At 40.3% G+C, this 14,358-nt stretch carries 15 protein-coding genes; 4 read left to right on the plus strand and 11 right to left on the minus strand.

Annotated features, from left to right (window positions below):
* Positions 1-237 precede the first annotated feature (237 nt).
* A complete protein-coding gene (locus BUB77_RS03310; RefSeq protein ID WP_084123879.1) occupies positions 238-939 on the minus strand; it encodes a response regulator transcription factor in 702 nt (233 codons plus the stop codon).
* Between the two features lie 17 nt (positions 940-956).
* A complete protein-coding gene (locus BUB77_RS03315) occupies positions 957-2,477 on the minus strand; it encodes a sensor histidine kinase (protein ID WP_073272844.1) in 1,521 nt (506 codons plus the stop codon).
* A gap of 293 nt (positions 2,478-2,770) precedes the next feature.
* Here BUB77_RS03315 and BUB77_RS03320 point away from each other — a divergent pair, with 293 nt between their 5' ends.
* Entirely contained in the window at positions 2,771-3,538 is a 768-nt protein-coding gene (locus BUB77_RS03320; protein WP_073272846.1) for a MotE family protein, read from the plus strand.
* Positions 3,539-3,636: 98 nt separating this feature from the next.
* Here the strand turns inward: BUB77_RS03320 and BUB77_RS03325 are convergent, their stop codons facing one another.
* The 6 genes from BUB77_RS03325 to BUB77_RS03350 form a co-directional block, all read right to left on the minus strand.
* Complete coding sequence (locus BUB77_RS03325) at positions 3,637-4,113, minus strand: GNAT family N-acetyltransferase (RefSeq protein WP_073273007.1); 477 nt, start codon at positions 4,111-4,113, stop codon at positions 3,637-3,639.
* Positions 4,114-4,130: 17 nt separating this feature from the next.
* Positions 4,131-4,823 (minus strand): class I SAM-dependent methyltransferase, encoded by a 693-nt coding sequence (locus BUB77_RS03330; RefSeq protein ID WP_073272849.1) that lies wholly within the window; start codon positions 4,821-4,823, stop codon positions 4,131-4,133.
* A 627-nt stretch (positions 4,824-5,450) separates the two neighbouring features.
* Positions 5,451-6,482, minus strand: a complete 1,032-nt coding sequence (locus BUB77_RS03335) for a helix-turn-helix domain-containing protein (protein ID WP_073272851.1) — start codon at positions 6,480-6,482, stop codon at positions 5,451-5,453.
* A 135-nt stretch (positions 6,483-6,617) separates the two neighbouring features.
* Positions 6,618-7,334, minus strand: coding sequence for an ABC transporter permease (locus tag BUB77_RS03340; RefSeq protein ID WP_073272852.1), 717 nt, complete (start codon positions 7,332-7,334; stop codon positions 6,618-6,620).
* Positions 7,335-7,473: 139 nt separating this feature from the next.
* Positions 7,474-8,172: an ABC transporter ATP-binding protein gene (locus BUB77_RS03345; protein WP_073272853.1), complete on the minus strand. Its 699-nt coding sequence runs from the start codon at positions 8,170-8,172 to the stop codon at positions 7,474-7,476.
* Between the two features lie 86 nt (positions 8,173-8,258).
* Entirely contained in the window at positions 8,259-8,798 is a 540-nt protein-coding gene (locus BUB77_RS03350) for a PadR family transcriptional regulator (protein ID WP_073272855.1), read from the minus strand.
* Between the two features lie 244 nt (positions 8,799-9,042).
* Here BUB77_RS03350 and feoB point away from each other — a divergent pair, with 244 nt between their 5' ends.
* The 3 genes from feoB (at position 9,043) to BUB77_RS03365 (ending at position 12,512) form a co-directional block, all read left to right on the plus strand.
* A complete protein-coding gene (gene feoB, locus BUB77_RS03355; RefSeq protein ID WP_073272857.1) occupies positions 9,043-11,409 on the plus strand; it encodes a ferrous iron transport protein B in 2,367 nt (788 codons plus the stop codon).
* A gap of 152 nt (positions 11,410-11,561) precedes the next feature.
* Positions 11,562-11,993 (plus strand): MarR family winged helix-turn-helix transcriptional regulator, encoded by a 432-nt coding sequence (locus BUB77_RS03360; RefSeq protein ID WP_073272859.1) that lies wholly within the window; start codon positions 11,562-11,564, stop codon positions 11,991-11,993.
* Positions 11,994-12,152: 159 nt separating this feature from the next.
* A complete protein-coding gene (locus BUB77_RS03365; RefSeq protein WP_073272861.1) occupies positions 12,153-12,512 on the plus strand; it encodes a VOC family protein in 360 nt (119 codons plus the stop codon).
* Positions 12,513-12,564: 52 nt separating this feature from the next.
* On the opposite strand, the gene BUB77_RS03370 is transcribed toward BUB77_RS03365, so the two are convergent.
* The 3 genes from BUB77_RS03370 to BUB77_RS03380 all read right to left on the minus strand — a co-directional run bounded on the left by BUB77_RS03370 (position 12,565) and on the right by BUB77_RS03380 (position 14,300).
* Complete coding sequence (locus BUB77_RS03370) at positions 12,565-13,344, minus strand: SDR family NAD(P)-dependent oxidoreductase (protein WP_073272863.1); 780 nt, start codon at positions 13,342-13,344, stop codon at positions 12,565-12,567.
* A 168-nt stretch (positions 13,345-13,512) separates the two neighbouring features.
* Complete coding sequence (locus BUB77_RS03375) at positions 13,513-14,064, minus strand: DUF5104 domain-containing protein (protein ID WP_073272864.1); 552 nt, start codon at positions 14,062-14,064, stop codon at positions 13,513-13,515.
* Positions 14,065-14,081: 17 nt separating this feature from the next.
* A complete protein-coding gene (locus tag BUB77_RS03380) occupies positions 14,082-14,300 on the minus strand; it encodes a hypothetical protein (RefSeq protein ID WP_139241090.1) in 219 nt (72 codons plus the stop codon).
* Between the last annotated feature and the right edge of the window lie 58 nt (positions 14,301-14,358).

Below are 14,358 nucleotides of genomic sequence, written 5' to 3' on the forward strand. Positions count from 1 at the left end.
CTTTTTTGTTTACTTTATTGTGAATGCAAGGGGCTGCTGCAAAATAATGCTCTGCGGAGTATGACCTGCCATACACACCGGTTGACTGACATCAGACATGATTTCTATGCTAAAATCGTACGTAAAATGTTCGCTTATAGCATACAAATCACACCATTTGCCTGTCTAACAGTACATTATGGCAAGTCCTACTCCGCAGAGCTTCCTATAGCAACAGCCCTTGCCTGTGAATTCCTTCTACTTCACTTGAAACCGATAACCGGCTCCCCATACGGTGTCAATATATTCCGGCTTTGAGGTATCGGCTTCAATCTTTTCCCGGAGCCTGTTAATATGCACGGTCACCGTAGAGGCATCCCCCATGGCATCCATTCCCCACACCCTGTCGAACAATACCTCTTTCGAGAATACTATATTGGGATTTCTTGCTAAAAATAATAATAATTCAAATTCCTTATTGGCCAGTATCACTTCCTGGTCATTTACATAAACGCGTCTGGATAAGGGAAGAATCCTTAACTGCTTTATATTTATTTCTTCATTCTTTTTCTGAGCCCCTTCGTTTTTAAAAAGTAAGCGTTCATGTATTCCTAAATGTGCTTTTACCCTTGCCACAAGTTCCGATGGGCTAAAGGGCTTTACAATATAGTCATCCACTCCAAGCCCCAAGCCCCTGATTTTATCAATATCTTCCCCCTTGGCTGTGACCATGATAATCGGAATATCCATGTCCTTCCGAAGCTCCCGGCATATTTCAAATCCACTTAAGCCCGGCAGCATAACATCCAGAAGAATCAGATCATAATCTTTTTCTTTTGCATATTTCATGCCAAGTATCCCATTTCCCACAGTTTCTGTTTCATAATTACTGGCCTCTAAATAGTCCTTTTCTAATTCAGCAATTAATTCGTCATCTTCAACGATTAAAATTTTTTTCACGTTAATCTCCTCTCCCGTTAATTATCAGCAGGATTTTCACAGAAAGGTATCCATATTATAATTGATAATCCGCCTCTGTTTTCAGCCTTCAGCTTCCCATTGTGTCCCTCAACAATCTGCTTAACAATACTTAAGCCCAGTCCGCTGCCATCCCCGGCCCTTGTCCTGGATACATCTCCACGGTAAAAGCATTCAAAAATATGCTGCAGATCATCTATATTTACACCGGGACCGTCATCGGTAATACGCAGGACGGCGTAATCATCCTCCTGCCCTGTTTCTACTGTTATGACTGAAGTATCTCCCATCCTGTATTTTACACTGTTTGAAAAGATATTAAGAATAACACGCTGCATTTTCTGGCTGTCAATATTCACGTATAGTTTGTTGTCTGTAAAATTACATTGTATTTTTACCTGGTTATTTACGGAATCAATCTGATATTCCTGTATCACTTTATTTAAATACTCCTGAAATTCCACACATTTAAAATCATAATGCTCCTGTCCGTTTTCCAGATGGGTATAGGTACTTAAGTTATCTACCAGCCCCTCCATATCGTTTGCTCTTATATGGATTGCATTATAATAACGCTTTTGTTTCTCAGGTGTATCTGCTATTCCGTCCATTAAGCCCTCTGCATACCCTTTTATCGAAGTAAGGGGTGTCCTTAAATCATGGGATATTCCGGACAATAATTCCGTTCTGTACCTTTCGTATCTTAGCCTTTCCTCAACGGAGTCCTTTAAATGAATTCTCATTTCATCAAAATCCTGGCACAAGGCTCCAAATTCATCCGCCTTTTTATAATCCAGCTGAAAATCCAGCTCTCCATCTTTAATTCTATGACTGCCAATACTTAATTTTTCCAGCGGAATAAGGATATTCCTTGAAATCCACCAGGTCAGGAACATATTCATTAAAACAACCACCACCAGTATTCCCAGTATGAATATTACGGAAGATTTAAAAATATATTTCCGCAAATAGGACTGGTTTCCCTTCTTGGCTTTAATATCTGCCGTGTGTATTGCAGCTATTTCCAATTTATTCTTATTTACATAAAACGATTGGATTATGATTGAGGTGTCCTTTGATGTCATTGTGAGGCTGTCGCTTTTATCCAGTGTATCCTTAACAAACCCATCCATCAGCGTGCGCTCTTCTTCCGTTATATTGTCAAAGAATGAATTGCCGCCGGTTTTAATCGAAAAATGATAGCCCAGATCAGCTAATTCCTGAGCTAATTTCTGCATTTTCTTTGATTTTATAAGGTCAGAGCTGCCTGTTTTATTCCCGGCTCTCTCTCCGGACACATAGTCATGCACCAATTCCGGCTTCATAAATTCCTCTCTGAATGCAAAAACAATGCTTTGTGCAGAGTACAGCCCATTTTGATCATAAAGCATATTTTCCACTGTTTCACCGTATTTACTGCCCGTATCTTCCAACAGGATTCCCAAAATTGCAGCTGCCGCAATAACCGGTATAACAATCATCAATATATTAGAAAATACCAATTTCTTTTTTATTGTCATAGTCATCTCCACTATTTTACTTATCCAATTGCTTCTATTATTATACCAGCTTATCCCCATACCCTAAAGATGTCCTAACGAAATAATAAAATTTATATAAACTTCATCCAATTAAAACGCCGCCTGCTTTCATGCTTAAGAATACAGCCCCAAGCCATATTATCCGGTGTTTAGAAAAAATTTATAATCTGTTTAGAGGGAAGCAAGAAGCATCCTCTATTCTAAAATCATAAATATATCGATATTCTTCTCTCAATCCCGGAATTAAATACAAAAGATAGGAGTCAAACAATATGGCAAACTTAAATAACGAAAAAATAAAACAATTAAAACAGCAAAGGAAAGATATGAATAAAGAAATTGCTGTTTTACAGGGAAATGGAACAGACAGCAGATTAAAAAATGTCCTGTTGCTTTTGGCATTAATCACCCTGTTCCTTGGAATCCTTACAGGCATGATAAAAGCCGATGTCGGAGGCTTTGGTTCCGGCATTTTGGCTCCGGTAATCGGAAATGTCAATGGACTTAACAAAATATTGCCTGCCAAAAGTCTTTCTTCCTCTGTTGCAAAGGACCCATCGGCAACAACCGATAAAAGCAGCACTATTGCCGATTCATCATCTGCAACTGATAGCCCAGTTGTTACCACGACACCAACAGATACTTCAAAAGCTGCAGGGAAACAGTCAGCTACTAAAGGTGCCAAAGCAGCCGCTTCCTCACAAACAGCAGTAAAAGCAAAAGCTGCTGCCGGAACGAAAGCTGGCAAAAATAATCAAATTGCCTCTAATCCTCAAACTAACGCTGGTTCTCAAGCTAGTGCTGCTGCTCAAACTGCTGATGCTCAGGCTGCTGAGAAAGCCAAGCTTTCTGATTTCGTTGATACCTATTCTAAAATGGATGCCAAAAGCGCAGCATCTATTTTAGGCAATATGACAGGGGATTTGCATTTGGTAGCTAAAATTCTAACGAATATGAGGGCTTCCAAGAGAGCGGATATTATGGCCAATTTAAATGTTAATATTGCCTCAAAGCTAACGGTACTGATGGGAAAACAGTAATTGTGCTTACAAGCTTTCTCCTTACCGCCCCAATGCTGCTTCTTTTAGCGGCATTGGGGATTTATTCACTTTGCACTCTTCTATCTTCTTGGTAGTAATTACAGCTGTAACCTGGTAATCCGCTCATTGTTGTATATTTCACCGCTGTCGCGAAACCCAAAGCTTTCATAGAGGCTTTTAGCCACTGTATTATCCGGTTCATAGGGTATCCAGCAATACTGAGCATTTCCTGCCGGAAATAAACGCATGTATTCCAGTATTTTGACCATAGCTTCACGACCATACCCACGCCTCTGATAATTCTCCCCTATCATCAGACGCAGGATACAATAATTGTTTTCTGCCATTTCCGGCTGGTCGTAGCCTGTATTCCCATAAACTATCATGACAAATCCAACCATCTGCTCCTCAGCGTAAATAGCAAAAGGCAACGGGCAGCCTCCGTTTGTTGCCAGTACATAGCAGGACGCAACACTGGAAAGATTCGATGCGACATAATGCTGCTGTTCTTTTGTTACCTCTAACCGAAATAATTCCCTCCTGTTATCCAAGGTTATTTTTCTTAATGTTATCATCTCTTTCCTTCCTCCCATTATTTATTCTCCAGTTCCATAAAGAGGTACATAGGTATTTTACTAAGCCATCCAATTCTGGCAGAATACTTCAAATGTTCCTCCTTAGGAATGGGTTCATTCATATCTGTCAGTATAAATCCGTTCCTGTTAAATGCTTTAATATAATCCGAAAGTGTCCTGTGGCGATAAATAACAGCTGCATTTATTCCTTTAATTTCTCCTGCCCATTCAGCGGGCTTAAAATAATCTGTGACAACTACCTTAATATTACCATCTTCCGGTATCCACTTGCTTTCCTTTGGTTTATAGCATGGGTGAAGAATAGAAAGGTATACCTTTCCCGTTGATTTCAATACCCTGTGGATTTCTTTTAATGTACCATCAAGGTCCTCCACATCCATTAACATCATAGAGCATAAAACAATATCATATTCATCTTGCTGCAAATCGAAAAGTTCATTTGCAACATAAGCCAATAAAGCTTCCGAACAGTCAACAGCAGTAACAACTGCCCCATTATCAGCAAGTGCTCTTGAATACCCTCCTTCCCCGCAGCCTAAATCTAAAATACGCTTTTCTCCCACCTCTCCAATTGCATCCAATGTAAAAGGCATAATATAATACCTGCGGAAATCATTATTCTGCGCCGCCTCAATCCATTCTTCTACTCCCACCTTATTCCAGCATTCTGTTGAACTATCTCTTTTCATTTTTATCCCTCCCACCTTTACACAAGCATTGTAAAATAACATTATCTTCCGGTCCCTTTAACCAGCCCTTCAAGTTGGGAAAGCCAATTCAGCAATATATTCCTTATTTTCATACCAATCGGATACTATCGAATTCACTTACAACCTCCTTTTAGAATTTTTTAACAGGTAAATTAATTGTACCGGATATCAAAAATTTTACTAGACTTTAATTTCTAATTATGATATAGTGTATACTGTACTATGTTTAAAAAAGCTTTCATAATCACGTTGGGATATATGGTAACAGTATTCCAACTTTTTTGTTATAAAAATTTAAATTAACTCCCTTATAAAAATATCTCATACATAGTTCCATGTAGAGAATGCTTAACAATAAGTGGTGGTTTATTTCATAAACTTTAAAATACGTAATATAAAGCCAAGGAAAAAATAACTTTCCATACAGTCTTAGGGCGGGATTCTGATATGATATCTACAAAGTAGATAAAGCAAATAACCAAATCTACTTTGTAGATATCATATCAGAATCCCGCCCTAAATAATTAGCATTGAGTCTGAATTAAAGGGTAACAAAAGGAATAAAAATGTTTTCTGCCTCACCTCTTATAAGGCTGTAACTAAGTACTACTCTTTCACAAATTCTTTTAATTGTGCAATTTCCCTTAATGGCCTATCTATTGCTTCTCCTTCGGTAATATTCCATTCGGTCTCCAATTCACGAATCAGCTCTTCCCATGCTTCAACTGCTCTTTCATATTCGCCCGTAATCTCATGTATATGCGCAATACATTCTGCTGCATCCATATATTTAGGACTGGGCTGTAATTTAAATGCCATTTTGTTGAATTCTATTGCTTCCTTATATCTGCAGCCTGCCGCATACCGGTCTGCGGTATAGGCATATACCAGCCAGTTATCAGGCTCCTGCTTCACCATATCAGCCCATATAGAATAAGCCTCATTATGCTTTCCTGCCGCCCAGGCTATTTCCCCTGCATACATCTTCACGCGGCAGTCATCCTCAACTTCCTTCATCTGTGCCAGTACACCTTCCGCCTCTTCCAGTCTGCCATCGGCAATCAGTTCATCCAATAAGTATAAGTATCCTCTTGCATAATCGGGATTTTCCTTCACAAACTGCTGATAATAGGCAATCCTTTTATGGTGATTCGAATAGTTCCAATCTGGCATAGTTCCATGCTGAGCCCACAAGAGAGCTACATGATTACACTTCCAGGTTGGATTTTCCTTTAAAGCTTCTTTCGCATAGTACTCAGCCTGTTCATTGTGCATGGCCGCCTCATGATTATGCAGGTCCGCCAATAAACTCAGTGCTTTTCCCCTGTGAGCATTATCCTCCATCTTTTCCTTCAGAAAATGCTCCGCATAATCATAATCTACTTTTGATAAAATTCTCTTAATGTGAAGCATGTTTTCAATCCGTTCAAGATGTGTCTGATCTTCCACATCAAACAGTTCATCAATTGTCACTCCAAAGAAAGCAGATAGTTCCGGCAGAAGCTGAATGTCCGGAGTTGTTATTTCATTCTCCCATTTACTGACAGCCTGTGCAGAAATAGACAAATGCCCTGCCAGTTCCTCCTGGGTTACTGATTTTTGTAAGCGTAAGCTTTTTATTTTTCTTCCTATATTCATTAAGTATTTCCTCCTTGACCGGTCATGCTTATTATAACCATAATCCCTGCAGCCTTTCAATAACCGGTCAAGTGAATATAAATCAACAGGCAGTTAATCTCACAGCCATTCCATTCCTTTTATTGACACGTTTCCTTAAACATCAGCATATCGAAAGGTTTTCAATGCTACTATCAGTGCTGCAATTACCATAAGTAATAAAAGTCCCATATTGGTCAAGTAACTGGCCCAGGTTAAGTCAAAAGCACTGCGCAATCCGTTGACAAACCACTGAAAGGGATTAAACCGGCTGATTATTTGAATAAATTCCGGCGCACTTTTCAAGGAATAAAACGCACTGCTGCTAAATAACAGGGGCATGGTAATGATATTTGTCAGTATACTTATATTATTCTCCGTCCGGCTCAGACTGGCAATAAAAAAGCTGAAGAAAACATAGCTGAGAGCTGCCAGGATAAGGATGGGAATCAAGGCTAAAAAGGCAGGTATGGAAATATTCAATTTTAATACAATTATTCCTGACAGTAATATCAGTATCGCACATATTAAAGAAATCAAAGTCCAAGCACCTGATATACTACACACATATTTCCAAAGGGACATCGGTGTCACCCGCAGCAGATTATATACGCCCCTCCGGCGTTGTGTCAATATAGCAAAGGAGGTAGTCATAAATGCATAGAATAAAATGCTGGCGGCCATCATGCCGGTTAATATGTGCTGTGGATATTCCGGGGATCTTATAAATACTCCCAAGCCAATCGAGCCTCCGATTGGCAGTAAAAGCGACCATAACAGTAAAAAGGGATCCCGGCTTGCAGATTTGAAGGTAAGGCTGAATATTGTTTTCATTTTTAACTCCATTAATACCGCAGGTATGCCTGCGGTACAGCCACAATATAAAAATGCGAAACTAGCTTCGCAGGCTGAAAGAATCTAAGTGTGGCATCCTTTCTTTTATTATATTTTCTTTCAGCCTTTACGTCTTCGATTATATGTTATCGGTTAATTTTAGATATAGATCGTCAAGATTTTCCGCATCATACTGCTGTAAAAGACTATCCGGCCGGCCTTGCGTAACAATTTGCCCATTGTGCATTAAAATGATGCGGTCTGCTATATGGGATACTTCCTCCATATCATGGGATGAAAAAAGCACGGTCGTCTTATTTTCCGCCAGCTGCTGAATCATTTTTTTTATATCGTGGCGGGCACGGGGGTCAAGCCCTGCCGCCGGTTCGTCAAGTACGATTAAATCCGGATTGTGTATGGTAGTTACGGCAATAGCAAGTCTTTTCTGTTGTCCGCCGGACAGACGCGATGCAGGGGTTTTTTTGGCCTCCTGCAAATTGCAGTCTTCCAGTTTTTTGTATATCTGCTTTTTATCAAGCTTTACGTGATAAAGGGCAGCAAACAGCTGCAAATTTTCTTCGGCCGTATACCCTTCAAAAAAGGGTGTGGACTGAAGCTGAACCCCTACATGTGCCCGGTAATCCTCTCTCCAACGTGTGATTTTCCCGGAGTCCGGCTGCAGGATTCCCAACAGCATTGCCAATGTGGTCGACTTTCCGGCTCCATTAGTTCCAATCATAGCAAGAATTTCACCCTGCTGAATTTCCATATCAATTCCTTTTACAACCTCGTGGCTATGGAATTGCTTGCGTATTCCTTTTGCTTCAATTAAATTCACTATTTTAACCTCCTGTTGTTTAATGTTGTTTATTCAACGTTGAGTATTAGGATTATTTTTTCTCCCTCTTATAGGAGGGAGAAATTCTAATTTTCAGTATCTAAAAGTGCCAAAGCCTTATCAATAAAATCCTGCTGCTGCTTTATAATGGAAAACATGTTATCCATTATAAGCATTACCATTGGGGGAATGTTATGCTGCATGGCCTCATCTTTGGCTTCCAGTCCCTGCTTTACGGCATTATATTCATCTATTAGAACGCTGCGCTGCTGCTTAAGAGCTGTCCGGCATTCCTCTGCCGATAGCTTATTATAAAAAGACAGGCCGGAATACAGGGTTGAAGGATAAATCACGGATGAGGTTTTTAATGCATCCTTAATCAGCGTCTGGAGATAGATTTTCCCCGCATCCGTAATTGCGTAAACCGCTTTTTGACGGTGTCCTGTCTGTTCTATGCTTGTAACTGCAACATAGCCCTCCTGTTCCATTTTTTTCAATGCATGATAGATGGAGCCAATCAATACACCCCCCCAACGCTCTGCGTCTGTCAGCTGCAATGCCTGCTGAATATCATAGCCGGACATGGGCTGAACCTCCAATATTCCAAGTACAAGTAGCCTTGTCAATCTTTTTCACCTCCATTACTCAACGTTGAATATTATATCATTGAGTAAATATCTTTGTCAAGACACAACTTGTTTTAGCTGCCATTATATTCCGCTAGATGATTCCATTAAAAATCACTTGACAAATAGTTATTGTTGGCATAATATAATTAGCGATTACTAACTTCTACTGAAAGATAATATATCAATACAAAACTGTAGATACCTTTTAGTAAGAGTATTTTAGAAAGGACCTAAAAAATTTATGACACTAAAAGATCTGGAACTCGGAAAAACGGCGGTCATAACCTCAGTTGGCGGCGTAGGCGCACTTAGGCAGCATTTTTTAGATATGGGTGTGATTCCTGGAGCAGAAGTAATGCTGATGAAATATGCACCGATGGGTGATCCAATGCAGTTGTTAATCCATGGATATGAATTGACACTGCGCCTTGCCGATGCCGAAAAAATAGAAGTTGCCGTTGTCTCCTTTTCATCCGGCAAAAATCAGACATTGAAAAATGAAACAACGCTGCATGAAAGCAAACGGAAGCATCCCGGCTTGGGAGAAAGCGGAAAATACCATACAAAAGCGGATGAGAACCCATTGCCTAAAGGCACAAAGCTTACCTTTGCACTGGCCGGTAATCAGAACTGCGGTAAAACAACTTTGTTCAATCAATTAACCGGTTCAAATCAGCATGTCGGCAATTTTCCTGGCGTTACAGTCGATCAGAAAAGCGGACCACTGAAAAGCCATTCAGAAACACTTGTGACCGACTTGCCTGGGATATACTCTCTTTCTCCGTATAGTAGTGAAGAAATTGTGTCGAGACAATTTATTTTAGACAAAAATCCAACAGGCATCATTAATATTGTCGATGCGACCAATATCGAACGCAATCTGTACCTTACGTTGCAGTTAATGGAGCTTAACGTTCCAATTGTTCTTGCGTTAAATATGATGGACGAAGTGCGGGGCAACGGCGGTACTATAAATATTAATGAAATGGAGGAAGCGCTCGGAATTCCTGTAGTTCCCATTTCAGCAGCCAAAAATGAGGGTGTAGATGAACTCGTTAATCACGCACTTCACATTGCAAAATATCAGGAGCGGCCAGGCAGAAATGATTTTTGTGACAAGGAAAAAAACGGCGGTTCGGTTCACAGAGCCTTACATAGCATCATGCATCTGATTGAAGACCATGCCAAGGCTGCCAAATTACCTATACGGTTTGCCGCAAGTAAACTGATAGAGGGCGACAGTATTGTTCTTAATGCTTTGAGACTGTCAAAAAATGAGAAAGAGACACTGGAACATATTATCATTCAGATGGAAGAGGAAAGAGGACTCGACCGCGCGGCGGCTATTGCGGACATGCGATTCTCTTTTATTAAGGCACTGTGTGATAAGTCGGTTGTAAAACCAAAGGAGAGCAAAGAACATAAAAGAAGCAAAAAAATTGATCAATTTCTCACCGGTAAATTCACCGCCATTCCAGCCTTTATCGGAATCATGATGCTTGTATTCCTGCTGACATTTAATGTAATCGGTGCATTTTTACAAGGCTTGCTGGAATCGGGAATAGCATGGCTGACCGGAGTTATTGATTCGGCTCTTACGGCAGTTAAAGTCAACGAGGTCCTGCATTCACTCATCATAAACGGTATCTTTAACGGAGTTGGCAGCGTTCTGAGCTTTGTTCCAATCATTGTTACCTTGTTTTTTTTCCTCTCTATCTTGGAAGATACCGGCTATATGGCACGCGTTGCGTTCGTAATGGATAAACTGCTAAGAAAAATCGGTCTTTCCGGCAGAAGTATTGTACCGATGCTGATTGGATTCGGCTGCACCGTACCGGGCGTAATGGCAAGCCGTACTCTTCCTTCCGAGCGTGACCGCAAAATGACCATTATGCTTACACCTTTCATGAGCTGTACGGCGAAGCTGCCAATATACGGATTTTTTACAGCCGCTTTTTTTCCGAAATACAGCGGTTTAATCATGGCTGGACTCTACTTTTTCGGGATTATTGCAGGTATCCTCGTTGCCCTGCTGTCCAAAGATACACTATTCAAGGGAGAGGCCGTGCCTTTTGTAATGGAATTGCCGAATTACCGTATGCCGGGTGCAAAAAATGTTGTTTATCTTCTGTGGGATAAGGCAAAGGACTTCTTGCAAAGAGCTTTTACCGTTATTTTCATTGCAACGATTATAGTATGGTTTCTGCAAACCTTCGATTTCCGTCTGAACATTGTCACGGAATCTAAAGATAGCGTCCTTGCTGTGATTGCCGGATACATAGCACCAATCTTTAGCCCCCTCGGCTTTGGTGACTGGCGTATAGTGACATCTCTGGTTGCCGGATTTATTGCAAAAGAAAGCGTTGTATCTACTCTTTCCGTGCTATTCGGCAGTACAGAAAGTCTGTTGTCAGCCCTTACACCTCTTTCTGTGGCAGCACTGCTGGTATTTTGTCTGCTCTATACACCCTGTGTCGCGGCAATCGCCTCAATTAAGAGAGAACTTGGTGGTAAATGGGCAACCGGTATTGTAATCGGACAATGTGTAATTGCTTGGGTCTGCGCATTGTTCATAAGGGTAATCGGATTACTGATAATGATGATATGATGTAACATTAAGAAGAGGTATAAGCAAGATACAGCTTTCCACGCTTCAAGAAAGTACTCTCAAAGCCGCTTGTTAATATCATTCATTGACAAAAATCATGGTTTGTCGTATAGTAACTTCTACCGAAAGGTTTTTTGGAAGGAGGTATTTATATGGATTACAGAAAACTCGCAGAAGAAGAAATCTGTATAATTAACTTTTCACATTCAAAGGATTTTTTTAGTGCAGTTGAGCCGATTAACAAGGGTGAAGACGGCGTTTTACTTTGGATGCATTATAATAAAAAAAATAACGTATTTGCCGGTGAACTGGCAGAGAATCTAGGCCTTTCTTCCGGGCGGATTGCGAATATTTTGAAAAACCTTGAAAAAAAGAAATATATTGTTCGAGGGAGCGATGCCAAAGACATGAGAAAAGTTTCTGTGATACTTACCGATAATGGACGGGTGCATATCACAGGAGTTTATCAGAAAGCAATAGACCAGCATGAAAAAATATTCAGAGCGCTCGGAGAGCGTGACTCTCTTGAGTTTATACGCATCTTAAAGCGAGGCCATGAACTTATTTTGGAGGGAAAAATCTAAATTGAAACAAAGTGGGGGCATCCCCATTTTGTTGGATATAAACTTTAATCCACATTACTACAAAAGGTACTGTCTTGTTATTCACGCATCTGATGGGTATAATAAATTGAAATAAAATAACTAAGCACATTACCTTCAACAAACAAAAGGAGGATTACTATGTTTTTTAAGCAATTCACAATTATGGTCCGGGATCTCGAAAAATCGATTGCGTTTTATGAAACCATGGCAGAACTGAAGGTTGTCCGCCGTTTCCAAGACGGACCTGCGGAACTTGCATTTCTTTCCAATAAGGCAGGAGAAACAGAAATTGAACTTGTGTCAGCACCGCAAATGCAAACCTTTGAGGGAAAAGGATTTTTTATCTGTTTTTTGACCGATAAGCTGGAAGAGATGCACAACCTTGCAATCTCACAAGGACTTAATGCTTCCGATATCCGTACGCCCGATACCAATAGCCGCTATTTTTATGTTTACGACCCTGATGGAGTATCGCTACAGCTTAAACAGCTGCTATAACTCCCCGAAAACAAGGAACATTTTTTCCAGTTTTAAAAGTATTGTCAGCTTGTTAATAACCGTCAATTCCTCCGAGAACAGTAGCCTCGGTCCCGCCGTCCACCACGATTGTAGCTCCATGAACAAAACGGGCTTCGTCACTGGCCAGCCAAAGTGCGGCAGAGGCCGCGTCTTCCGGCATACCAAGCTGGTCGATGACCTGTGTTTTTTTATAAAAATCTACAAGTTTTTCATTTTTGGTGTTTTCTTCCGTTCCCTCGGTCACTATAAAACCTGGAGATAAAGCATTACAACGGATGCCTTGCCGTCCATAGTCGCGGGCCACAGATCGGGTGATGGCAAGCACTCCCGCTTTGGCAGTGGCGTGGGAGAGACTGCCCGAAAAGGCTCTTTGCCCCATGACAGAAGCAGTATTGATAATGGTTCCTCCTTGGGGATTTTGCTCAAGCATCTGTAAGACCGCATATTTACAACCAAAGAACACGTTGTAGAGTTCATTTTTCATGCAATATTCAAAGTCTTCCGTACTTACCGTGTGAATGGGGCCAAACGTACACGAGCCGCCATTGTTGTACATGATATCCAGCCTTCCATATGTATCAGCACAAAACCTGACTAATTCCCTGACCTGCTCTTCAACCGAGCTGTCAGCGACAAAGCAAACGGCTGTACCACCCTGCAATATAATTTCTTCCCGAACCTTTTCCAAGGTCTCAGCCCGACGTCCACTGAGGACCAGTTTAGCACCTTCCTTTGCGAATAATAGAGCTGCCGCCTTGCCCTGGCCCTGGCTTGCCCCCGTAATGATGCATGTTTTTCCAGATAATCGCATTTGAATCCCTCTCTTTCTAATTTAACATATTATATTTGGCTTCGTCTAAGGCTTTTTTTGAAAACAATGATTTTAATGATTCTCTATCTTTGTCCTTAATCGCTGCGATTGCATCCTGGCTTTCCGCCCTTTGACCGGGAGCCTATTGATTAATTTTTACATGTCCTGTTATTTTATCGGTATATAGATTCCAGCATGTGATATCTTTTCTTTACCGTCATATAATATCTTTTGGTCGCCGTCATATATATTTTTTTCGTCTTCTGCTTTTACAACCAGGAGCATATAAAGGCCAACATTATCAGGATGATCTGTGTCAACCGGGTAATCTCGTAACAAAAAGAAGTATTTTTGTTTATCAGTGTTTACATAATAATATGAACTGACTTCTTTCTTTACATGTCCATAATCATTTGATTCAAACACTGTAGGTCCATCTAGTTTTTCCCATGAATTAATTTCCCCTTGTATAAATCCGGCTAACTGATCAGCTCCACCATTAAAATCATCCGCATCATCTACAGCTTGTTTTGAAAATATTGTCTTCCAAGCATCTTTGTCGTTATTTTTAATGGCTTCAATTACCTCCTCGAAACGCGCTTGTGCTTTTGTTTCATCACTATCTTTGTTAAGCATTTCTGTTCTTGAATTTCCCAATGAACAAGAACAAAGAAACAACATGCCAAGTATAAGTATCGAACTTATTATGAGCTTACGCATAATCTGGTTATTCCTCCCTATTTAAATGTAAATGTCATTTTATATTTATTGTCTTCTGATATCGACCATTTGTCCGTATTATTCAGGTAGCCCTTTGATTTAATAAAACACTTATACAAATCTTTTACTACATATTTTGATCCATCCGCCATTTTAACCACCTTAACCCTTTGTAATCCGATTCCGTAAAGCCTTCTCCGCAATAAATTTTCTGCTGCTAAAGCAAACGTTAACATTTTCATCATACATCCCTATATAATTAATCGGTTAAAATTGGAAAACAACTGATAAGAA

Origin of the sequence: Anaerocolumna jejuensis DSM 15929, from assembly GCF_900142215.1 — a bacterium.
GTDB classification, from domain to species: Bacteria; Bacillota; Clostridia; order Lachnospirales; family Lachnospiraceae; genus Anaerocolumna; species Anaerocolumna jejuensis.